Here is a 23676-nt window from a genome sequence, read left to right as displayed (position 1 = left end):
AAGTGTAAAAAAGGAATTTATTACTTACTTTTATTTGTGCAAGTCCTACTGTTCTAGTTGGATGAAGAATAAGGGCGAAAAAATATAGTCAAATTTTAATATTTTTCTAATATTATTAGAAGTATTTTTAATAAAAAAACATATCTGATATAAAATAAATTAGAAATTTGAAAAAATTTGTAGTTTTTGAGTGAGTATATATTATAATAAAATAGATATAAATTTTTTATGAGGGGAAAAGAAATGAAAAAAAAGAAAAAATTGATTAGGATAATTATATGTTTTTTACTGGTAATCAGTATTGTAAATCCACTTCAAGTAGAAGCTGAAATTATTAACGATTTGAGTACATCTGTTTACTCAACACAAACGAACTATACATCTAGTAATGCTAAGTTTAAGACTATTAAATCTAGAAAAAGACATAGAAGTAGTAGGTCAAATAAAAGTAAAATAAAACTAAAAAAACGAAGTACAAGTAATAGAAGGTATAGAAGTGGAATTAGAAATAAACATAGTAACAGAAATATAAAAAGACACAGTATAATATCAAAGTTGATATTGTTAGTAATAGTGATATTTATCATTATAGCTATAGTAATAGTAATATTCATTAAAAGAAATAAGAAAAGATTTTATTAAAATATAAAAATAGAATTAGTAGAGTTTTATTAAGAATAATTCAAAAATTACATAAAAGAGCTAGATAAATGATAGGAAAATGAATTAAATTATTGAAAATAAAATTTAAAAAGTTAGAATTAGGTATAAAATTTTAAGAAAGAAATTAGTATTGATTTTTATTAGTATTATTTTTTAGAAAATAGTTTTAGAAGAAGTATATTTAAAAAATTATAAAAATATATTGACATTTTTTAGGAAAAGTAATATCATTATTTTAATGGTAAAACAATATATAATAAATTAAATCCTATGACAAGGAAGAGTAGTTAAATTTAGGTTCAATATAGAGAGCTAAGGATGGTGGAATCTTGGCAAGAAAAAATTTGATGAATGGGCCTTAGAGGAGTAAATCAAAATCATATTTTTGAGAGTAGACTTTATCGTCAGTCGCACGTTATAGCGAATAGGGTATGTAAGTACCTGATAATGAGATATATAAAAATTGAGTTTTATATTAAATTTTTATATAATTTAGGTGGCAACGCGGATAATCTCCGTCCTATTAATTTAGGACGGAGTTTTTTTATTTTACGAAAAATTCGATATGTAGAAGGTGGTGAAATAGATGTTATGAATTTCTAAAGCTAAAGAGGATGATTTAGAAGACTGGCAAAAAAATAAATTAAAAATTAAAAAATTAGGAGGAAATACAGAAATGAAAACAAATACAAAAAAACTAACTTTAAATGCAATACTTTTAGCAATAGGATTACTAATACATCAAATTACACCTGCTATAGGATTACCAATGAAACCAGATATACCACTAACAATGTTATTTGTAATATTAGTTTTAAATAGAGATGACTATAAAACTTGCTTAATAGCAGGAATAGTAACAGGTATATTTACAGCACTTACATCAAGTTTCCCAGGAGGTCAAGTTCCTAATATAATAGATAAAACTCTTACAGCAAATATAGTATTTTTATTAATATATGTTAGCTATAGAATGCCTTTTATAAAAAACTTATCTAAAAAAACACAGGATACTATAGTAGTTTCAATTATAATGCCAATAGGAACACTTGTGAGTGGAGCAATCTTTTTGTTAGCTGCTCAAGCTATAGTCGGTCTTCCAGGAGCTTCTTTTACAGCTTTATTCTTAACAATAGTATTACCAACTGTTTTAATAAATTTAGTTGCAGGAATATTTTTATTCAAGATTGTTAATTTATCAATAAGAAGGGTTAGTTACCAAAGTTAAAATTTGATTAGATATATGATTTATAATATTTTATTTAAAATCTATTTGATATGATAAAAAGTTTATTTTATAAAGACATTATGATTATTTCATTTTCTTAAATAAGATTAATTTAATATACTTGTATAGTATAAACTGAGTACATTATTAGATATCAATAGAAATATATTTTGTAGAATTGTAAATGGATTGATTTAAAATCTATTTTTATATAAAAGTAAAGTATAATAAAAGACAGCATTGAGCTGTCTTTTATTATACTTAAAACTTTAATAATACCTTTAAAAGATTTTTCTTATTTGATATAATTAAGGTTATGTGTAATATAAGAAATTAACTAGGAGGAATAGACGTGAGCAAAAGAAAACAAGTAACAATACCTATAGAGAAAATACAAGAACAAGATAAATATATAGAACAAATACACAGACAAAATGAAGAATACTTCAACAGAACAGGAAAGAGAAAACTCGTGTTTACTCAAACCTTTGGATGTCAAATGAATGAACATGATTCAGAAAAACTTTGTTCAATGTTAGAAGAAATGGGATACCAAATGTCAATGATAGTTGAAGAAAGTGATCTAATAATATATAACACATGTGCAGTAAGAGAAAATGCAGAGCTAAAAGTGTATGGAAATTTAGGTCAGTTAAAGCATCTAAAAGGAAAAAATCCAAACATGAAAATAGCTGTGTGTGGATGTATGATGCAACAACCACATGTTGTAGAAGAATTAAGAAAAAAATACAAACATGTAGACCTTGTATTTGGAACACATAATCTATATAAATTTCCACAATTACTTACAGAATCAATAAATTCTGACAAGATGTTAGTAGATGTATGGGATGTAGATGGAGAAGTAATAGAAGGTCTTAGAAGTAATAGAAAATTTGAATTAAAAGCATTTGTAAATATAATGTATGGATGCAATAATTTCTGTACCTATTGTATAGTTCCATATACAAGAGGAAGAGAAAGAAGTAGAACACCTGAAGATATAATTAACGAGATAAAAGAGCTTGTTTCAAATGGAACAAAAGAAATAACTTTGCTTGGACAAAATGTAGACTCGTATGGAAAAACACTTGAAAATCCAGTTGCATTCTCAGAACTTTTAAGAAAAGTTAATGATATAGAAGGAATTGAAAGAGTTAGATTTATGACATCTCATCCTAAAGACATATCTGATGAGGTGATATATGCAATTAGAGATTGTGACAAGGTGTGTGAATTTTTACATTTACCAATACAATGTGGAAGTAGTAGTCTTCTAAAAAAAATGAATAGACATTATACAAAGGAATATTATCTAGAAATAATAGAAAAGGCTAAAAAAGAAGTTCCAGATATTGCTTTTTCAACAGACTTAATGATAGGTTTTCCAGGAGAAACAGAAGAAGATTTAGAAGATACTCTAGATGTGGTTGAAAAAGTTAGATATGATTCAGCATTTACATTTATTTATTCTAAGAGACAGGGAACTCCTGCTGCTAAAATGGAAAATCAGATACCAGAAGAAATAAAACATGAAAGATTTAATAGAGTATTAGAAGCAGTAAATAGAATCTCAGCAGAGATAAATGATGAATATAAAAATAGAGTAGTTGAAGTTTTGGTCGAAGGAAGAAGCAAAAATAATGAAAATAAATTTGCTGGTAGAACTAGACAAAATAAACTTGTAAATTTTGAAGGTGGAAGTGATGATTTAATTGGAAAATTAGTTATGGTTAAAATCACTGAACCTAGAACATTTTCATTGAATGGTGTACTAGTAAATGATTAATACTGTATAAAATAATAAAATTATGTAAACCAATTGAAATAGATGTACTATAAAACAAAATATATTAAATTTTTTAATTTTAAGAACATATCATATATATTATGCTAATTTCAGTTTCTATTATAAATAAAAATAAATTTGATATAGGATGTAAATTAATTGTACATCTATTTTTTATTCTATTTTATCAAAGCTTACCTAACTATATTTAGTATTTCTTTATATATACTAAAATATTATATAATAGACTATGGGCATGCAGGAAAGGCAACTATACCATTATAAGTTTATATATGTTATTTTTTATAGAGCTTTTTAAATGCTAAAATATCTAATAGACATAAAAAAGCAGTCAATCTTTCACAATTAACTGCTACTTACTAATTTTTATTTTTTACATTTCTTATTAGAGTAATAGATGTTGAAAAGAACACTAGCAAGTATAACTATTATGAATATTACAGCAAATGGAAGCATTTTTTTTTCATCCATTTGTCCACTCTCTATTCTATATCCCAAAAATGACATGATAAATAACATTATAGATACAATAAAAGTAACAATACTAGAACTTCTACATAGTTTTTTTACATCATATCGAGCTTTTTCTTTATCACTCATAGTATTATAACCTGCTAATAACATACTTGCTTTTCCATTAAATAGCAATATACTTAAAATGAAAGAGGCAATTGCAATTATAACTGTGAATCCTACTGCAAACATTATAAGCACCTCCATATACTCTGATTTATCAGTTTACTTGTTTATTAATATTTTACCATAAACATACATTAAAATCATTTATTTCATATCTTAATCTTATTAGATATATTATCATACTATAATTTATTTATAGTGTGATATTAATAAATAGTGCTTAGCTTGAAATTGTATCAAAAATTGTGTAATAATAATTGAACAATAATCAAGTATAAAATATAATTTCATATCTTTTTTAGAATTTTAAATTTAGAAAATTTTAAAAACTTCGTATATAAAAATTTGAGTATTTGAATACAAGTATTATTCTGATAAGAAATTTAAAAAATTTTCTAATATCTTTGCTGTTATTCCCCAAATTACATAATCTTTATATTTATAAAATAGAACAGGATAACTTCCACTTTCAAATTTATAATCTTTTTGATTTGGAATTGAACCATATGGAAGATTTTCATCAGGAAAAACTTTGACTGTATTATTATAGGTATTTGGAGGATTTTCTAAAAGATATTTTATAGGTACCAAAAAAGTATGGTCAACTTCACCCTTATTTATATTTAAATTATTGATGTTCTTTATATATCCTAAATAGGGATGTATTATAAATTTTACAGGCGTTATAAGTAAGTCAAGACTTGCTATAACTTCTATATTGTCATTAAAAGTTCCAAGTTCCTCACATGTCTCTCTAATAACGGCTTCATAAGGAGTTTCGTTAGACTCTATTTTTCCACCTGGAAAAGAAATTTCATTGGGTTGATGCTTTAAATTTTTTGAGCGAACTTCAAATAATATATGATGTATGTTATTTATTTCTACTATTGGAATTAATACAGATGCTCTTTTCATATTTTCATAACCGTTTATATATGGTTTGTAATCTTTAAATTTATTTTTAATATTGTTTATCATTTTTTCCTCCTAAAATAATATTATTAAAAAATATAGAATTAAATTCCGACAATAACAATATATATATAATTATATTTATCTAATTCAATATATAGTAATATCTATATTATTATATAATAAATCAATAAATATATATTAACAAGTATTAACAAATACTAAAGTATTTAATTTTAGCAATGTTTAAACTAAGTTATTATAAAATAGTTTTTTAACATTTAATTGAAAAATATATTTTTACTTTAACTGACATTCATTTTTTTATTTTTACAATCTCATTTAAGGTGAATTTTACTTTAGAATCATCATCAAAAATAAAAAAGTCAGTATTCATAAAAAAGTAAAGTGGTAAGATTATCTTATCACTTTACTTTTTCATGAATAATTTATCTAAAATATTTATGAATTAAAAATAGAGTGAATTCTATTTCTCTAATTCTAAATATTTCTTAATAACTGACTCTGCTAAACATTTTGACGAATCAATAATATTAATTGATGGTTGTATCTTTTCTAAGACAACATTTAAATCAGTGCAAGCAATTACTATATTTTCAATAGATTCAAATTTTACACTTTCTAGAAATTCATTCAAAATATTGATATTTTGTGGATTATTCTTATCTGTTTTGATATTTTGGATAAGAGCATTTATCTTTTTTTGCCATTCATCTTTAAATATAAATTTATGACCAGCATCTGTTATACCTTTTTGATAAATTTTAGATTCAAATGTTGAACTTTTTGAAAGTAGAGTTACTTTTTGTGGAGTAGAAGGTAAATCTTTAACAGTTTCTTCTACAATATTTAATAATGGAATACTTATTGATTCTTTCAATTCTTTAAAATATATATGAGCTGAGTTGCATGGCATCGCAATAAAGTTTGCCCCAACGGATTCAAGTTTTTTTAGACCCTTAATGATAGTTTTTTTCATAAGTTCATGATTTATTGGGCGGTCAATATAAAATGGAGTAGGTAAGGAATATATCATAATTTCAGGAAACTCTTCATCGTACTTCGCTCCATATTGAGACTGACATTCATCAATAATTAAATCAACAAATGGTTCTTTGTATTAAAAGAGCCATAGTTCTGTTCATATTTTTAGAGTGTTGTTTGTTTTTCAAATATTCCGCAATTCACTCTAGAATAAGGGTGGTGAAAATTTATGCTTTCGATTCTAAACGATTTTCTTAGGACAGTTTTAGTAAGTAGTTTATTTACGGCTCTATTATTAGTTTTTAGAATGACTATTTTTAAAATTTTTAGTAGAAGATTTAACTACTATATATGGTTTATTGTTATTATTAAGCTATTGTTACCATTTACATATTATACTTTTGCATTTAATGAATTTAAATATCAAGAGAATATTAATAAGGTAAATCTAGAAGGTTTTAACAATCTTTCTACTTTGTGTACTATGATTTTAGTTTCTGTTTGGGCTACTATTACAATATTTTATTTGATTTCTACTTTATGGAAATATATTGAACTTAAAAATCTGATAGATGATTTGTCATATGAGGTTGATGACAAATACATAAACAATCTTTATAGTAATTTATTAAAAGAACTTAATATAAACAAAAATATACAAATTAAATATCCTCATGAAGTTGAAACACCCTCATTTTTTAATTCATGTATTCTTTTACCACCATATGATTATACACTAAAAGAACTGGAATGGATATTTAGACATGAGCTGATGCATTTTAAGAGTAAAGACCTTTGTATTAAATATCTAGTATTATTTTTAAAAATAGTATATTGGTTTAATCCTTTTATGTACATTATGGATAAGATTATAGATTTAGATTGTGAATTTTATTGTGATGAAGAGTTTTAAAAAATCGTAGTATAGAAGATAAAAAAGAGTATGCTTTGACTGTTATAAATGCAATGAAAAAAGATTTAAATTCTTCAAATAAATTTGTAGCCAGATTACATAAGAAATCAGATATAAAAAAAGAGTATCTAATATGTTTAATGAAAAAAATAGAACAGGTATTTTAATGGCAATAATTTTATGTTTATTCTCATTGATTACATATTTTAAATTTGATTCAATTGCATCAAATCCAGTTAAACATTCTTTAGAGGCTCCGATGCCAGTAAATACAGGGAAAGAAAAATCTTTTACTATAACTGTAGATTAAAAAGTTTTCAACTAATATATAAATTAATTTAATAATTTATTATAATACACTTTTTGAAAGGTTATAATGTTATAGAATACTAATAATGAAGGAGAAGTACATAGGATGAAAGAACTTGATTTCAAAGCAATAGATCAAAGAGTAAAAATTGCAAGGATAAAGAAAAGACTAACTCAAGAAGTTGTTACAGAAAATGTAAAAATTGTTTCAATCACGCTTAGATAATGTATATTAAATAAATATTTTATTTAAAAAGCTTCTATAAGTTTAATTATTTTGGAGCTTTTTTATTGTATCAAAACAAATTTCAAATATGTCTTTAGAGATTAGTTGGATTATAACCTTTTCATTATAAAATTCACTAATATCTTTGGTACAATAGAATAAAAAGGAGACTTATTATGAAAAATTGTTTAGAGTGCAGTTATACTTTTACTATTATAGATAGATTTAAAAGTATATTTACAGGAAAACTTAGATGTAAAAAATGTAATACCATATATAGAGTGAAAAGAAGTATTTATCGTTTTATATACTATTTAGTTATATATCTTTCAAGTATATTTGTTGCGCCAATTTTTACAAATTATAAAGGAATACCTTTAGGTTTTTTATCTAGATTATTAATACTTATTTTGATACTTAATTTTTTTATAATAGTATATGATTTAATTCCTCATAAATTTCAAAAATATACTAAGATAAAGTAATAAGTTTCTAGGGAACTAATAAGTCTTTTAATTGTAAGATATTTTTAATAAATTTGAAATAAATAACTGCTATACTTTATGTATATTTAGTTTTATAGGGGGGATAAAATGAATTTTAAAAATAAAGGCAAAGTATTAAGTTTATGTTTAATCTCAATTTCAATGATATTTACAGGGTGTACTAATCTTAAGGAGGAGAAAACCACTAAAATCAATATATTAGCAACTACAGACTTACATGGAGAAGTTACATATAACATAGCTGAAAAAATAAACGAAGAAAGAAAAAAAGACTCTAATATAACATTAGTAGATGCAGGAGATTTTTATGATTCAGATGGTTTAGGGGCAATGAATCAATATCTTAGTGAGGCTCGAGATGCTTACGAAAAAGATGAGGTAATTAAAAAAGAAGTACCTATAGTTAGACAAATGAGTGAAGTTAAATATGATGCAGTAGTACTTGGTAATCATGAGTTTGTTTCTAGTTCTAAAAAAAATTTAGATAAAATAATAAATGAATTTAACAGTGAAAATATAGAAGTTTTATCTGCAAATACATATAATAGTAACAGTTCAAGTTATGTTAAACCTTACACAATAAAGACAATTGAAACAAAAGATGGTGAAGTTAAGCTTGGTATACTTGGTCTTACAATCAAGGAAGTCGGAGAAGGATGGGATTTTGATGAAAACGGAAATAAAATTAAGGCTAAGTCCAGAGATTTAAAAGATATGGTTACATACCAGGATTTATATATGAATGATATAATAGAAGATGCTAAAAAATGGGTGAAGGAAATAAAAGAAAAAGAAAATCCAGATATACTATTAGCCGTAGTACATAGTGGAGAAAAACCTAAAAAGCCTAAAAATCCAGGTAATAGAATACAAGAACTAGCTAAAGAAGTTGCTGGAATTGATGCGATAGTAGCGGGCTATACTCATAAGGAAATTGAACAACATGATTATACAAATAATAAAGGTGAAAATGTAATAGTTACACAACCAGGCAACCATAACTCTTGTATATCAAAAATAACATTTGAATTAGAAAAAGATGATAATACTTGGAAAGTACAAAATAAATATTCAAAGTTAACTAAGCTAGAAGAAGATAAAAGTTTAGAAAATTTTGGTGATTTGATAACAAATTTACATGAGTTAAATGATAAAAAGAGCGAAGTGAATTTGTCATCATTAAGTAAATTCAAATGGGACAGAGCTTATTTATTTAGCAATGATACTAGTGTTGAAAAGATGTACGATATAGTTGGCTATAAATGGAAAAATCTTATAGATATAGAAAATGATAATAGAATTAAGATGGTATTTATGAAAGATGAAAAAGTTTCCTCATATGCTTGTTTTAATGGAAAAGACTTTGGTATAGACTTAAAAGTAGATAAATCTAGGTATCAAGATGGTGTACTAGAGATACTACCTAAAAAGAATGATAAATTTGAAATAAAGAAAAATAGTGAAGGATATGATATTCAGTTAGTGTATAAATAACAACCAGCAGTTAAATTTAGTTTATTGTATTTTAAATGAAAGTAATGCCCTTAAAATCCAAATAAATGGATTTTAAGGTCATTTTTACTAGATATCTTTAAATAAGTCTTTAGATGCTAGTATTCCTTGTAAGTGTATACAAAAACATCTACTTTAGTGTACGATTTGATTAATACAGGTTATTTTAATATAATATAGATAAATAGGAATTTGAAGGAGTAAAAGATATGAAAAATGAAAGTATAAGTTATTTGGGATTAGGATTATGCTTTGGTGTTATTTTAGGTTCAGTATTTAAAAATTTAGCTATTGGCTTATCCCTTGGGTTACTTATTGGAGTAGTGTTAGATAGTAAGAAAAACAAAAATAAATAAAATTTCTATAGTAGAGTATATCTAAAAGTAAGAATTTGTATTGTGATATTAAATTAGGCTACAATCTATCTAAAACTATTTAAATTAGTATCCAAGCTGTACAAGAAATAAAAAATACATTTTTATATAATTTATCTGTATTAAAACAATAAGTCTTAAAATTTAGTTTATGGATTATACTTAGAAAAAAAGCCTTTAGAATCCAAATAAATACATTCTAAGAGTTTTTATTAGATATTTTTAAATAAAAATAAGTTTTTAGAAATTAGTTCAAATTTATCTTTTAAAAACGATTGAACTTTCAATTAAATGTATATGAACTAATTTCCAAAACTTCTCTACATAATTGATTGAGAAGTTCTTCTAGTGTTTCTGCTTTACCTTTACTTGCTAATTTTTTTATTAATGCCATCTTGAACGTATAACTGTATAAATTTGTATTCAAATTTTTTCATTTGCTATCTTCTTTTTAATCAATTTTCTATTAACAATACATTTAAAATGTAGATAAAACTAAAAAGGGTTTTCTAGAAAATAAAATCCATTTAATTATACTTACTTACCAATACCATTACTTGATGTAAACAAGATTCCACAACATTTTCACCATACTCTAGTATAAAATCGTTTAACTGCGTATCTATAAAATTACAGTAATCATATGAACTGCATATATAGGCAGTTAGTATATGTGTACATCTATCTACTTTATTCATAAACATATATTATTTATCCCCCTAAAAAACTTTCATAAAAAACAAAAAGAAAATATCTTTTTGGCAACTGGCTGACATAACTTATTTTATAAGTGTTAGTCCCTATAGCTTTGCGTCACTAAATTTCTCTAGTTTTGCCTATTTAGTTTTATTCTACGATTATAATATTACAGGAAAACGTTTTGTTTTTCAATATATAAACTAAAAAAATTAAATATAAAAGTTATTTTGTCCTTTAAAAATAAAACATACAAGTAAATTATGTAATAAAGCTTATTGTGTAAAAGGAACTGTAAATTTATATTATTAATTTATTTGAATTATATTGATGAAGTAACACAAACTTAATCAATAAGAAGTGGTCAATATATTAAAAAGAGTATAGATAATCAATATATGTGTATAAAAATCTATTATATCAAAAATAATAGTATCGACAGAATAAAGTTATAGTAAGTAAAAGAGGGTTACTGAAATTTTAAAAAAATTAGTGAGGATAAAGATAATAAATCATAAACTATTATATAGTTTTGTAAATTTTAATACAGATAAAATATATAATATAAATAAAAAATTTGTTAAAATATAATAAGTGTAGTATAATCAAGTAGAAAAGATATAATATATTTCGGGGAGCTAATACGCTGAGAGGAGATTTTATCTCGACCCTTTGAACCTGTTTGGATAATGCCAGTGTAGGGAGACCAGTAAAGATAAAAATAAGTCTTATCCTATTTTGGATAAGACTTTTATTTTATTTAAATATTTTAATAAAAAACAAAATATACCTAGTAGGTATTAATTATTTTAAAAGGAGTGATTTAAATGGTAATTGCAGACATAGCAGTAATGCCACTAAGACCTTACAAAGGTGAAGAAGAAATGTATAAAGTAGTAGATGCTTGTATAGCAGAAATTGAAAACAGCGGTTTAAAATGTGAAATAGGAGCAATGAGTACTACTGTTGAAGGTGATTTTGATGAAGTTTTTGAACTCCTAAAAAAAGTGCATAAAATCCCTTTTAATCTTGGATGTGAAAGAGTTATAACAGTAGCTAGAGTAGATGAAAAAGCTGGGGGTTTAACTATAGATGAGAAACTTAGAAATCATAGATAAAGTCAAAAATAGTATATATCCAATAGCAACATTTTTGTTTATACTTATTTTTTGGCAATCTGTGGTAGAAGTTTTAAAGGTTCCTCAATATATACTACCTACACCAATAGATATAATTAATGTATTTTTTAAAGATTATCAAAATTTATCCATGCATGCCATGGTTACTATAGGGGAAGCAATATTTGGATTTATAGTTGCAATAATAATATCTTTAATAATTGGAATATTAATGGATTTTGTATTGATAATAAAAAAATGTCTTTATCCTATTATGTTAGTGACTCAAATGATACCTACAATAATAATAGCTCCACTTTTTATGATTTGGTTTGGCTTTGGGACAATGCCAAAAATATTGATGGTAACGCTTACTTGTTTTTTTCCTATATTAATAAGTTTTGTAGATGGTATTGAGAATATTGATAAAGATTATTTAAATTTGTTTAAGACTATGAATTCAAATAAGATTAATACTTTTATTCATCTTAAATTTCCTATGTCAATGGATAAATTTTTTTCTGGACTTAAAATATCGGCTACTTATGCTGTAATGGCAGCAACTGTTGCAGAGTGGTTAGGTGGAACTAAAGGTCTTGGTGTTTATATGCTAAGGTCAAAAAGTGCATATGCACTTGATAAAGTATTTGCATCTACTATATTAGTAGTTATATTTAGTTTAATATTTGTAGGAATTGTACAAGCTATAAAAAAAGTTGTTATAAAACATAGATTAGAAGATTAAATGTATTTGAGGGAGGATATTATGAATTTCAAAAAATTAGGAATATTAGGTTTAGTAAGTGCTCTTATATTAGCAACAATAACTGGATGTTCTTCTGGAAATAATAGTGATAAAGACAAAAAAAATAGTAAAGATACTTCTTCTAAAAAAGTGACTTTTGTACTTGATTGGACACCAAATACGAATCATACTGGATTATTTGTGGCACTTGATAAAGGTTACTATAAAGAAGAAGGCTTGAATGTTGAAATAGTACAACCACCTGAAAGTGGAGCTGAGACTTTAGTAGCAACAGGAAAAGCTGACTTTGGTATAAGTTATCAAGAGCAAGTCACTTATGCAAAAACTAGTGAAGACCCACTTCCAATAAAAGCTGTGGCGACTGTTATACAACACAATACTTCTGGATTTGCATCTCCAAAAGAAAAAAATATAACTACAGCAAAAGATTTTGAAGGAAAAACTTATGGAGGCTGGGGTTCTCCATCAGAAGAAGCTGTTTTCAAAGCAGTTATGAATAAAAATGGAGCTGACTTTAATAAATTAAAAATAGTTAATACTGGTCAAGATGATTTCTTTGCAGCTATGAAAACTGTAGATTTTGCATGGATATTTGAAGGTTGGGATGTAGTTAAAGCTAATTTAATTGATTATGATTTAAACTTTATACCAGTAAAAGACTTAGATGAAAGATTAGACTATTATACACCACTTATAATTTCTAATGATACTGTGCTTAAAGACAACCCAGAACTTGCTAAGAAATTCTTAAAAGCTACAACAAAAGGTTATGAATATGCAATAAAAAACCCTGAAGATGCTGCAAAAATTTTAGTAAAGCATGCTCCTGAAGTAGATGAAAAATTAGCAATAAAGAGTCAAGAATACTTAGCAAGTAAATATAAAGATGATGCACCAAGATGGGGAGAAATGAAAGATAGTGTATGGAATAACTATACATCATTCTTAAAAGAATATAAATTAATAGATAAGGATATGAAGGCAAGTGATGCTTACACAAATGAATTCTTACCACAATAAAAAAGCAAAAATATCTATAGAAAATGTATCAAAGACATATAAAGATGTAGATGTTTTAAAAGATATAAGTATTGATGTTTATGAAGGCGAATTTGTTTCTATATTGGGGCCAAGCGGATGTGGAAAAAGTACTATCTTTAACATCATAACTCAATTGACAGACTATAATAGTGGTATGGTAAACATAAATGGTAATTATAGTTACATGTATCAAAAAGATTTACTTTTACCATATAAAACTATAATAGATAATGTATCTCTTCCACTGGTACTAAAAAAAGAAAAAAAGGGCAAAGCTAGGTCTATGGTAAAACACTATTTTGAGGTTTTTGGTTTGGAAGGATATGAGTATAAATATCCAGCAGAACTTTCCGGAGGTATGAGACAAAGAGCTAATTTTTTGAGGACTTTTATAAATTCTAATGACATAATGCTTTTAGATGAACCTTTTGGTGCACTCGATTCATTAACTAAAACATCTATGCAAAAATGGCTTTTAGATGTTAAGAAAAAAGTAAATTCAACGATACTTCTTATAACTCATGATATTGATGAAGCTATAATGTTATCAAATAGAATCTATGTTATCTCAAAAAAACCATCAATAGTAAAAAAAGAATTTATCATAGATAATAGAAATATAAATGAAGATAATCTTGAAAATGTTATTAAACTGAAAAAAGAGATAATATCTTTATTATAAAATTCTATACGTTTTTACTTAGTGATTATTAAACTTAACAATCCAAAGTGCAATTAGCATTTTGGATTGTTTTTTAGTTATACGTCAAAATTTTATATATTATGTTAATAATAATCATCTACTATGATATAATATTTAATTAGAAAAGAAGGAGGTTTAATAATGCAAATAGATATGAATAAATTAACTCCTATGATGAAACAGTATCTTGAAGTAAAAAATAGGTATAAAGATTGTATACTGTTTTTTAGATTGGGAGATTTTTATGAAATGTTTTTTGAAGATGCATTAGTAGCTTCAAAAGCTCTTGAAATAGCATTAACAGGGAAAGCCTGTGGTTTAGAAGAACGTGCTCCTATGTGTGGAGTGCCATTTCACTCAGCCAATTCATATATATCGAAGTTAGTAGAAAATGGATATAAAGTAGCAATAGGTGAGCAAATGGAAGACCCATCTACTGCAAAAGGAATTGTTAGGAGAGAGGTCATAAGGGTTATTACTCCTGGAACAGTTCTAGATGGAAATCTACTTGAAAATAAAAAAAATAATTATTTATTATCTTTATACAAAGATGATGCCAATATAGGTCTAACTTATGTAGATATAAGTACAGGAGAAACTAATGCAACTTATCTAAATGAAGATAAAGTAATAGAAGAAATTGCAAAAATTCATCCTACAGAAATAATTGTAAATGATTTGAATTTTATAGAAAAACTTAGAGATATAGCTACTGTAAGCAACATATACATAAATGAAAGTTTTAGTGACAACTATTTAGATATAAATATATTAAAAGAATATTTTCCAGATGTTTATCTACAAAAATTAAAGTTTGATGATAAGGGTCTTATAAAATCGAGTTTATCAATTCTTCTAAATTATATATATAACACTCAAAAGCAGATAACATCCAATATTAACAATATAAATATATACAATTCATCAGAGTACATGGTCTTAGATATGTTTACTAGAACTAATTTAGAACTTACTCAGACTATAAGAGGAAACAAAAAGAAAGGTTCACTATTACATGTTTTAGATAAAACATCTACTGCAATGGGAGGAAGGCTTCTAAGAAAATATGTAGAAGAGCCTCTGATAAATAAATCTAAAATTGAAAATAGATTAAATGTAATAGAAGAAATAAAAGATGATTTTATACTAAGAGAAGACTTAAACGATATACTTAAAAATATATATGATATAGAAAGAATATGTGGGAAAATAGCATTTGAAAGAGTAACACCAAAAGAATTAGTTCACTTAAAAAATTCAGTAGAAAAATTACCAAATCTAAAAGACACAATAGACTTATCAAATGCAAATAGATTAAAAGAGTATGTATCAAAAATGGACAAGTTGGATGATATATACAGTTTAATAGATGAAGCCATTTTGGAAGAACCTACAATAACTATAAAAGATGGGAATATAATTAAATCTGATTTTAGTGATGAACTTAAAGAATTGAGAGATATTTCTAAAAATGGTGCTTTTCTTGTAAAAGAAATAGAAAATAGAGAAAGAGAAAAAACAGGAGTTAAATCATTAAAAATAGGATTTAATAAAGTATTTGGATATTATATAGAAATAACAAAGGCCAACTTTAAACAAGCAAAACTAGATGAGACATATATAAGAAAGCAGACACTTAGTAATGCAGAGAGATATATAACTCCAGAGTTAAAAGAAATAGAAGAAAAGATACTACATGCTGAAGAGAAAATTAAATCTCTAGAATATGAGATATTTGTAAGTATAAGAGATACTATATATAAAAATATAGACAGAATACAAAAAGTAGCTAAGATTATAGCTAATATAGACGTTTTCGTATCTTTGGCAACTGTTGCTCACATGAACAACTATATAAAACCACAGATAAACGAAAATAATAAACTTGATATAAGAAATGGTAGGCATCCAGTTGTTGAAAATATAGTAGGTGAAGAAAATTTCGTTCCAAATGATACATATTTAAATCGTGGAGAAAACATCATTAACATAATAACTGGTCCTAATATGTCTGGTAAATCAACATATATGAGACAAACTGCTATAATAGCACTTATGGCACATATAGGTTCTTTTGTTCCAGCAGAATATGCTAATGTACCAATATTAGATAGAATATTTACAAGAGTAGGGGCTAGTGATGATTTATCTCAAGGTCAGTCTACTTTTATGGTAGAGATGAATGAGGTCTCTCTTATATTAAAAAATGCTACCGAAAGAAGTTTAGTTATTTTAGATGAAATAGGACGTGGAACCAGTACTTATGATGGTATAAGTTTAGCATGGTCAATAGTAGAATATATTCAAAAGAATATTAGATGTAAGACACTATTTGCAACACATTATCATGAACTTACTGATTTAGAAGAAGAATTTAAAGAGGTTAAAAATTATTCAATAGCAGTTAAAGAAGATGGAGAGGGAATAATATTTTTAAGAAAAATAATTTCTCAAGGTGCAGATAAGAGTTATGGAATCTATGTTGCTAAATTAGCTAAATTGCCAGATGAAGTCATAGATAGAGCAAAATATATACTTAAGGATTTGGAAAAAAATCATGTTTATAACAGTGTCGCAATAAATGGAGATAAAGAAAAAACTACTGTGATTAATAATGATTTAGATGAAGAACTGCTTAAGGTAAATCAGAGCAATTTTAAAAATAAATACGAATCTCTAAAAATAGAACATGAGCTTATAGTAAAAGACTATAAACATATGAAAAAGGATTATGATAAACTAAATTCTAAGTTTAAAACATTAAACGATGAAGTTAGTTCAATGAAGAAAAAGGATAATAAAGAAGAAAGTGATAAAGAAGATTCTGTAAAGGAAGTTGCACTAACTCAAATATCTTTTGATAGTGTAAAGATAGATGTATTGTCAGAAGAAATTTTAAACTTAGATATTTTAAATATGACTCCATTAGATGCTATAAATTCTCTTTACAGTCTTCAAAAAAAAGCAAAAGAAATAAAATCTTAGAGGTGTAAAAATGAAAAATATAATTAACATCCTAGATGATTTGACTATAAATAAAATAGCAGCAGGAGAAGTAGTAGAAAGACCATCTTCTGCATTAAAAGAATTAATTGAGAATTCTATTGATGCAGGTGCAAATAAGATTTCTATAGATATCATTGATGGAGGAAAAACTTTAATTAAAATCACAGATAATGGAATAGGAATACCTTCAAGTGAAGTTGAGAAATCCTTTTTAAGACATGCTACTAGTAAGATAAAAAAAATTGATGATTTATATGATTTGTACTCTCTTGGATTTAGAGGAGAAGCATTAGCATCTATTTCAGCTATATCAAAATTAGAAATGATTACTAAGACCAAGGATGAAATGGTTGGAACGAAAATATTTGTAGAAGGTGGAAAAATAGTCTCAAAGGAGCCAATTGGTTCTACTAATGGTACAACAATCATTATAAAAGAGATTTTCTTTAATACACCAGCAAGACAGAAATTTTTAAAATCTACTCATGCAGAAACTATAAACATAAGTGATTTGATAAATAAGCTTGCAATAGGCAATCCTAATGTCCAATTTAAATATACAAATAATAATAAACAAATGTTAAATACTCCAGGTGATGGAAAGCTTATAAATACTATTAGGAGTATATATGGAAAAGAAATAACAGAAAACCTAATAAATATAGAATTTAAATGCAATCACTTTAAAATTGATGGATATATAGGAAATAATAACATCTATCGTTCCAATAAAAATTTGCAACATATCTATATAAATAAAAGGTTTGTAAAAAGTAAAATAATTATAGATGCAATAACTGAAAGTTATAAATCTATAATTCCAATAGGTAAGCATGCTGTTTGTTTCTTAAATATAGAAGTAGACCCAGCATGTATTGATGTAAATATACATCCTAATAAGCTTGAAGTTAAATTTGAAAAAGAACAAGAAGTGTATATAGAACTAAGAGATTTTTTAAAAGTTAAATTAATACATTCTAACCTTATTGGAAAGTATGCTACGTATAATGATAAGAAAACGCAGCCTCGAATTGCTATTAATAATAGAGAAAAAAGTATAGATTATGAATTTAAAAATAATAATTTCGTTGAAGCTAATTCAAAAAATAATAATACAACTAAAGAGAAAGATGAATTTATTGAAGTTGTAAGTTTATCAAGTGAAAAACCAATAGATGAATTTCCTTCTGTAAGTGAAGTTTTAAATGCAAATATAGAAAATGAATTAAAAAATACGGGCTATTTAGGAGAAGAGGTTGTAAATGACAATATACAAGAAGAATTTCAAGTTGATAGGCCTAAACAAATTGATAGTTCTAAAAATGAAGACAGTCATTATTTAGAAAAAAGTATTAAAGACAGCGAAGAGGAGTATTTAACTAATTCAAAACGTAAATTTTCCTTATATGGATATTCTGTAATTGGGGTTGTATTTAATACTTATATAATCCTAAGTAAAGATGATTCTATGTATTTGCTAGACCAACATGCTGCACATGAAAGAGTTTTGTATGAGAGATATATGGATAAGTTCTATAGACAAGATATCAATATGCAAATACTTTTAGACCCAGTAATTCTTGAAGTATCAAATGTAGACATGCTTCAAATTGAAAATAATTTAGAGTTATTTATGAAATTTGGTTTTGAATTAGAAGTTTTTGGCAACAATCATGTAATGATAAGATGTGTTCCAACTATATTTGGAATTCCAGAAACTGAAAAGTTTATACTTCAAATAATTGATAATATAGATGAGATTACAAGTAATTATGATTTAAAAGGTGAGAGATTTGCATCAATGGCATGTAGATCTGCAATAAAAGCAAACGATAAAATATATGATATTGAGATAAAAAGCTTATTGGAACAATTAGAAAATTGTGAGAATCCTTTTACGTGTCCTCATGGAAGACCAATAATGGTTGAAATTTCTAAGACCGAAATAGAAAAAATGTTTAAAAGAATTATGTAAAATATTTTGGATAGTTAAAATACATGGAAAGGAATGTTATGAAAAAAATACCACTTATAATACTTACAGGTCCAACTGCTGTTGGAAAGACTGATTTGTCAATAAAGTTAGCAAAAGATATGGATGCAGAGATAATCTCAGCAGATTCTATGCAAATATATAAATATATGGATATTGGAAGTGCAAAAGTTACTTCAGAGGAAATGCAAGGAGTAAAGCATTATCTTATAGATGAGGTTAAACCTGACTATCCATTTTCAGTTTCAGAATTTCAACAAAGAGCAAAAAAATATATATCTGAAATAAATCAAAAAGGAAAGTGTGTTTTAGTGACTGGAGGAACTGGTCTTTATCTGAATTCTTTAATATACAATATGGATTTTGCAAAATCTGATGCTAACAATGAATTAAGAGAAGAACTTCAAAAACAACTTCTTGAGAATGGAATAGATTACATGCATGATAAATTAAAATCACTTGATGAAGAAGCTGCTGATAGAATTCATAAAAACAATACAAAGAGAGTTATAAGAGCGCTTGAAGTTTGTCTAAGCGGTAAGAAAATGAATGACTTTTCAAGTGACTTAAAATTTAATGACGATTATCAACCTATAATAATAGTTTTGAATAGAGATAGAGAGCATTTGTATGAAAGAATAAATATGAGAGTTGATATTATGCTAGAGAGTGGTTTGGTTGAAGAAGTTAAAAAACTCTTAAGCATGGGATTTAAAAAAGACATGATATCAATGCAAGGTATAGGATACAAAGAGATATTGAAGTATTTAGATGGAGAATATACATATAAAGAAGCCATTGAAATAATAAAAAGGGATTCTAGAAGGTATGCAAAACGTCAGATAACTTGGTTTAAAAGATATGAAACGGCAAAATGGTTTGATTTGGATAAATATGAAGATATAGATTTATTAAAAAATGAAATAATTATATATATTAAAAATTCTATAAAATAATATATATAAATTTTTAAGTATACAACTTCATATTGAAAATTTACCATAACTTATATAGAATATAAGATAGGAATATTTTAGATGTTCAATTTAATCTTGGGAGGGTACAAATCTAATGAAAAATACAGTTTTAAATTTACAAGATTTGTTTTTAAATAATGCTAGGAAAGAAAGGATACCTGTTACTATATATTTAGTCAATGGAGTGCAAGTCAAAGGGCTTGTAAAAGGATTTGACAGTTATATAATATTGATAGAAGGGGACAATAGACAACAAAACATGATTTATAAACATGCTGTTTCGACTATACAACCTGGTAAATATATTAATTTAACTAATCAAAATCAAAATAATAATAATAATAACAACAATAACAATAGATAATTAATTTAATTTAAGATAATTAAAAGGAGACTTATGCTAACTTATAAACTATAATTTATTTGTTTTAGTAAAATAGTCTCCTTTGACATGTTTAAATAAAATAACAAAGAGACAGGTGATAAAATGCTTAATGAGACAAAAGAATTACTGAAAGATTACTATGGTGTAGATGAAGATACTTTTAAACTATCACAAGAAACAATGGAAGATATAAAATATAAGTTTGAGGAAATAAAAGAAATAAGAGAATACAATCAATATAAAGTTTTAAAAGCTATGCAAGAATCTAAATTAAGTGACATGCATTTTAATTGGACCACAGGATATGGATATAATGATATTGGACGTGAAAAAATAGAGGAAATTTATTCCAAAGTTTTTAATACAGAAGATGCTCTTGTAAGACCAATAATTGTAAATGGAACACACGCACTTACTTTATGTATACAAGGAATAGTCAGACCAGGAGATGAAATTCTATCTGTTACTGGAAGACCATATGATACTTTAGAGGGTGTTATAGGTATAAGAGAAGAAAAAGGTTCTTTAAAAGAATATGGTGTTACATATGATGATGTAGATTTTTTAGAAGATGGAAATTTGGATTTAGAAGGAATTAAAAGAAAAATAAATGATAAAACTAAACTTGTTATGATACAAAGGTCAAAAGGGTATTCTTGGAGAAAATCACTTTCAATTAGTGATATAAAGGAAGCCATTGATGTAATAAAATCTGTTAAACTAGAAGTTATAGTAATGGTTGACAACTGTTATGGTGAGTTTCTAGATACTAAAGAACCAACTGATGTTGGAGCAGATGTTATGGCTGGTTCTCTAATAAAAAATCCTGGAGGTGGACTTGCATTAACAGGTGGGTATATAGCTGGTAGAAAAGATTTAATTGAACTTATATCATATAGAATGACTTCTCCTGGAATAGGTAAAGAATGTGGTCTTACCTTTGGAACTACTAGAAATGTTCTTCAAGGATTTTTCTTAGCACCATATGTAGTATCTCAAGCTGTAATGGGCGCTATATTTTGTTCAAGAGCTTTTGAAAAATTAGGATATGATGTATTGCCAAAATATGATGATTTAAGAAGTGATATTATTCAGTGTGTTAGACTTAATAGTGGTGATGAAGTCATAAGTTTTTGTCAAGGAATACAAGAAGCTGCTCCAGTTGATTCTTATGTTAAACCTGTGCCTTGGGATATGCCTGGATATGAAAGTGAAGTTATAATGGCAGCAGGAGCATTTATACAAGGTTCTTCCATAGAATTAAGTGCAGATGCTCCAATAAGACCTCCTTACAATGTTTATTTCCAAGGAGGGCTTACATTTGACCATTCTAAAATGGGTACTTTAAAAGCAATTGAATTTATAAAAAAACTAAAAAAGTAAGCATATTTTTCTTTTAAAAGGTCAAAATATTTACTAGTATATTATGATGAGAATTGAAGGGTGATAATTATGAAAGAACAAATTAAAGAAAAAGTAAGTTCCCTACAAGATGAAATGATTTCTTCAATACAAGAAAGTGTAAAAATACCTAGTGTTATATCTGAGCCAACTGAAAATTTCCCATTTGGGGAAAATATAGATAAGGCTTTAAGAGGTATTTTAGACTTATGTAAATCTTTAGGGTTTAAAACAGTATATAAAGATGGATATTATGGCTATGCAGAAATAGGACAAGGTGAAAAAATGATAGGTATACTTGGTCATGTTGATGTAGTTCCAGAAGGTGACTTAGAAAGCTGGAATTATCCTCCATTTGAAGGTGTTTTAGAAGATGGTAAATTATATGGAAGAGGAACACAAGATGATAAAGGACCTACAATATCAGCAATTTATGCAGTAAAAGCTCTTATGGATTTAAATATAGATTTAAATAAGAGAATAAGATTCATTTTTGGAGCTGATGAAGAAAATCTTTGGAGATGTATAAATAAATACAAAGAAAATAATGAAGACGTACCAGACTATGGATTTACTCCTGATTCTAGATTCCCAATAACAAATGCAGAAAAAGGTCTTTTACAAGTTCATTTAACATGTGATAGTAAAAGTGATATAGAATTATCAGTTGGGAAGGCTTTAAATGCAGTTCCAGGAAAAGCAGTTTATATTGGAAAATATTCTGATAAGTTAAAAAAAGAATTAGATAAATTAGGTTTTGAATACACTGTTGAAGGTAATAAAATATGTATAATAGGAAAAAGTGTTCATTCAGCAGCCAGTGATACTGGTATAAATGCAGTAGCTAGACTTTGTATAGCTCTTAATAATATAGGGATAGATTCTAATATAATTAAGTTTTTAGGAGAAGTTATTGGTGAAGATGCTAATGGAAACAATATAGTTCCTAATTGCAAGGATGATGTGTCAGGAAAATTAACAGTAAATATAGGTAAAGTAACTATCGATAGTAAAAAAGAATTTGCTGGAATTGATGTAAGAATTCCTGTAACATATAAAAAAGATGACTTTGTAAAAGAACTAAAGAAAATAACAGATAAATATAATTTAGATTATAAAGAATATGATTTCTTAGATTCAATTTATGTTCCAGAAGATACACTTCTTGTTAAAACATTGAGAAAAGTATATGAAGAGGAAACTGGTCTTGATGGAACACCTCTTTCATCTGGAGGAGCAACTTATGCAAGAGCTTTAGACAATTGTGTTGCTTTTGGAGCTATTTTCCCAGGGAAACCAGAAACAGAGCATCAAGCTAATGAACATTTGATAGTAGAAGATATTGTAAAAGCTGCTCAAATATATGCTCTTTCTATTTATGAATTATTAAAGATTTAAATATAAATATAAAGCTGTCTTGTAATAGGATTTTTTCTAGTAAAAGACAGCTTTATTATTGTATTATTAAATAGGTTAATAAGATAAATATTTAA

22 protein-coding genes, 2 riboswitches and 1 other annotated feature are annotated in these 23676 nt (G+C 26.0%); of the genes, 18 read left to right on the top strand and 4 right to left on the bottom strand.

Features of this window, described 5'->3' with window-relative positions; genetic code table 11:
- The first annotated feature begins 243 nt into the window (after positions 1–243).
- The 3 genes from KGF48_RS10995 to miaB all read left to right on the top strand — a co-directional run bounded on the left by KGF48_RS10995 (position 244) and on the right by miaB (position 3680).
- Entirely contained in the window at positions 244–642 is a 399-nt protein-coding gene (locus tag KGF48_RS10995) for a hypothetical protein (RefSeq protein WP_227841325.1), read from the top strand.
- 282 nt (positions 643–924) lie between these two features.
- Positions 925–1189 (top strand) — a binding site (T-box leader).
- Positions 1190–1339: 150 nt separating this feature from the next.
- Complete coding sequence (locus KGF48_RS10990; RefSeq protein ID WP_227841441.1) at positions 1340–1891, top strand: tryptophan transporter; 552 nt, start codon at positions 1340–1342, stop codon at positions 1889–1891.
- A 352-nt stretch (positions 1892–2243) separates the two neighbouring features.
- Positions 2244–3680 (top strand): tRNA (N6-isopentenyl adenosine(37)-C2)-methylthiotransferase MiaB, encoded by a 1437-nt coding sequence (miaB, locus tag KGF48_RS10985; protein WP_227841442.1) that lies wholly within the window; start codon positions 2244–2246, stop codon positions 3678–3680.
- Positions 3681–4067: 387 nt separating this feature from the next.
- On the opposite strand, the gene KGF48_RS10980 is transcribed toward miaB, so the two are convergent.
- From KGF48_RS10980 to KGF48_RS10970, 3 genes are all read right to left on the bottom strand, one after another.
- The gene (locus KGF48_RS10980) at positions 4068–4406 is read right to left on the bottom strand and encodes a DUF3784 domain-containing protein (protein WP_227841443.1); all 339 of its coding nucleotides are present in this window, start codon (positions 4404–4406) and stop codon (positions 4068–4070) included.
- 300 nt (positions 4407–4706) lie between these two features.
- Positions 4707–5318: an NUDIX hydrolase gene (locus tag KGF48_RS10975; protein ID WP_227841444.1), complete on the bottom strand. Its 612-nt coding sequence runs from the start codon at positions 5316–5318 to the stop codon at positions 4707–4709.
- Positions 5319–5739: 421 nt separating this feature from the next.
- Positions 5740–6366, bottom strand: a complete 627-nt coding sequence (locus tag KGF48_RS10970) for an amino acid racemase (RefSeq protein ID WP_227868053.1) — start codon at positions 6364–6366, stop codon at positions 5740–5742.
- Positions 6367–6486: 120 nt separating this feature from the next.
- Between KGF48_RS10970 and KGF48_RS10965 the strand changes: the two genes are divergently transcribed.
- The 5 genes from KGF48_RS10965 to KGF48_RS10945 all read left to right on the top strand — a co-directional run bounded on the left by KGF48_RS10965 (position 6487) and on the right by KGF48_RS10945 (position 10079).
- Complete coding sequence (locus KGF48_RS10965) at positions 6487–7170, top strand: M56 family metallopeptidase (RefSeq protein WP_227868047.1); 684 nt, start codon at positions 6487–6489, stop codon at positions 7168–7170.
- 133 nt (positions 7171–7303) lie between these two features.
- On the top strand, positions 7304–7480 hold the full coding sequence (locus KGF48_RS10960) for a hypothetical protein (RefSeq protein ID WP_227827997.1): 177 nt from the start codon (positions 7304–7306) through the stop codon (positions 7478–7480).
- A 401-nt stretch (positions 7481–7881) separates the two neighbouring features.
- Entirely contained in the window at positions 7882–8190 is a 309-nt protein-coding gene (locus KGF48_RS10955; protein WP_227868046.1) for a hypothetical protein, read from the top strand.
- A 108-nt stretch (positions 8191–8298) separates the two neighbouring features.
- Positions 8299–9705 (top strand): metallophosphoesterase, encoded by a 1407-nt coding sequence (locus KGF48_RS10950; RefSeq protein WP_227868045.1) that lies wholly within the window; start codon positions 8299–8301, stop codon positions 9703–9705.
- 227 nt (positions 9706–9932) lie between these two features.
- The gene (locus KGF48_RS10945) at positions 9933–10079 is read left to right on the top strand and encodes a hypothetical protein (protein WP_227841486.1); all 147 of its coding nucleotides are present in this window, start codon (positions 9933–9935) and stop codon (positions 10077–10079) included.
- Positions 10080–10624: 545 nt separating this feature from the next.
- On the opposite strand, the gene KGF48_RS10940 is transcribed toward KGF48_RS10945, so the two are convergent.
- Positions 10625–10801, bottom strand: coding sequence for a hypothetical protein (locus tag KGF48_RS10940; protein WP_227828001.1), 177 nt, complete (start codon positions 10799–10801; stop codon positions 10625–10627).
- Between the two features lie 53 nt (positions 10802–10854).
- Positions 10855–10944, bottom strand: a riboswitch (cyclic di-GMP riboswitch).
- A gap of 470 nt (positions 10945–11414) precedes the next feature.
- A riboswitch (TPP riboswitch) is annotated at positions 11415–11514 on the top strand.
- Between the two features lie 106 nt (positions 11515–11620).
- On the opposite strand from KGF48_RS10940, the gene KGF48_RS10935 reads away from it, so the two are divergent.
- The 10 genes from KGF48_RS10935 to KGF48_RS10890 all read left to right on the top strand — a co-directional run bounded on the left by KGF48_RS10935 (position 11621) and on the right by KGF48_RS10890 (position 23581).
- Positions 11621–11911 (top strand): MTH1187 family thiamine-binding protein, encoded by a 291-nt coding sequence (locus KGF48_RS10935; protein ID WP_227828002.1) that lies wholly within the window; start codon positions 11621–11623, stop codon positions 11909–11911.
- Entirely contained in the window at positions 11886–12656 is a 771-nt protein-coding gene (locus KGF48_RS10930; protein ID WP_227828003.1) for an ABC transporter permease, read from the top strand. The genes KGF48_RS10935 and KGF48_RS10930 overlap by 26 nt, the downstream gene beginning before the upstream one ends.
- 21 nt (positions 12657–12677) lie before the next feature.
- Positions 12678–13697, top strand: coding sequence for an ABC transporter substrate-binding protein (locus KGF48_RS10925; protein ID WP_227840155.1), 1020 nt, complete (start codon positions 12678–12680; stop codon positions 13695–13697).
- Complete coding sequence (locus tag KGF48_RS10920; RefSeq protein WP_227828005.1) at positions 13666–14400, top strand: ABC transporter ATP-binding protein; 735 nt, start codon at positions 13666–13668, stop codon at positions 14398–14400. Before KGF48_RS10925 ends, KGF48_RS10920 begins: the two co-directional genes overlap by 32 nt.
- A 162-nt stretch (positions 14401–14562) precedes the next feature.
- Complete coding sequence (mutS, locus tag KGF48_RS10915; RefSeq protein WP_227840156.1) at positions 14563–17406, top strand: DNA mismatch repair protein MutS; 2844 nt, start codon at positions 14563–14565, stop codon at positions 17404–17406.
- 10 nt (positions 17407–17416) lie between these two features.
- Positions 17417–19402 (top strand): DNA mismatch repair endonuclease MutL, encoded by a 1986-nt coding sequence (gene mutL / locus KGF48_RS10910; RefSeq protein ID WP_227840157.1) that lies wholly within the window; start codon positions 17417–17419, stop codon positions 19400–19402.
- Between the two features lie 38 nt (positions 19403–19440).
- Positions 19441–20376 carry a tRNA (adenosine(37)-N6)-dimethylallyltransferase MiaA gene (gene miaA / locus KGF48_RS10905; RefSeq protein ID WP_227840158.1) on the top strand — a complete coding sequence of 312 codons (936 nt, stop codon included), beginning with the start codon at positions 19441–19443 and terminating at the stop codon, positions 20374–20376.
- A 115-nt stretch (positions 20377–20491) separates the two neighbouring features.
- The gene (gene hfq, locus KGF48_RS10900; protein WP_169466998.1) at positions 20492–20761 is read left to right on the top strand and encodes an RNA chaperone Hfq; all 270 of its coding nucleotides are present in this window, start codon (positions 20492–20494) and stop codon (positions 20759–20761) included.
- 123 nt (positions 20762–20884) lie between these two features.
- Positions 20885–22165: a methionine gamma-lyase family protein gene (locus tag KGF48_RS10895; RefSeq protein ID WP_227840159.1), complete on the top strand. Its 1281-nt coding sequence runs from the start codon at positions 20885–20887 to the stop codon at positions 22163–22165.
- A gap of 69 nt (positions 22166–22234) precedes the next feature.
- Entirely contained in the window at positions 22235–23581 is a 1347-nt protein-coding gene (locus tag KGF48_RS10890) for a M20 family metallopeptidase (protein ID WP_227840160.1), read from the top strand.
- The last annotated feature ends 95 nt before the right edge of the window (positions 23582–23676 follow it).

Origin of the sequence: Clostridioides sp. ZZV15-6388 (assembly GCF_020657755.1) — a bacterium.
In the GTDB taxonomy this organism is placed as follows: domain Bacteria; phylum Bacillota; class Clostridia; order Peptostreptococcales; family Peptostreptococcaceae; genus Clostridioides.
This window is presented reverse-complemented; position numbering and strand designations above follow the sequence as displayed.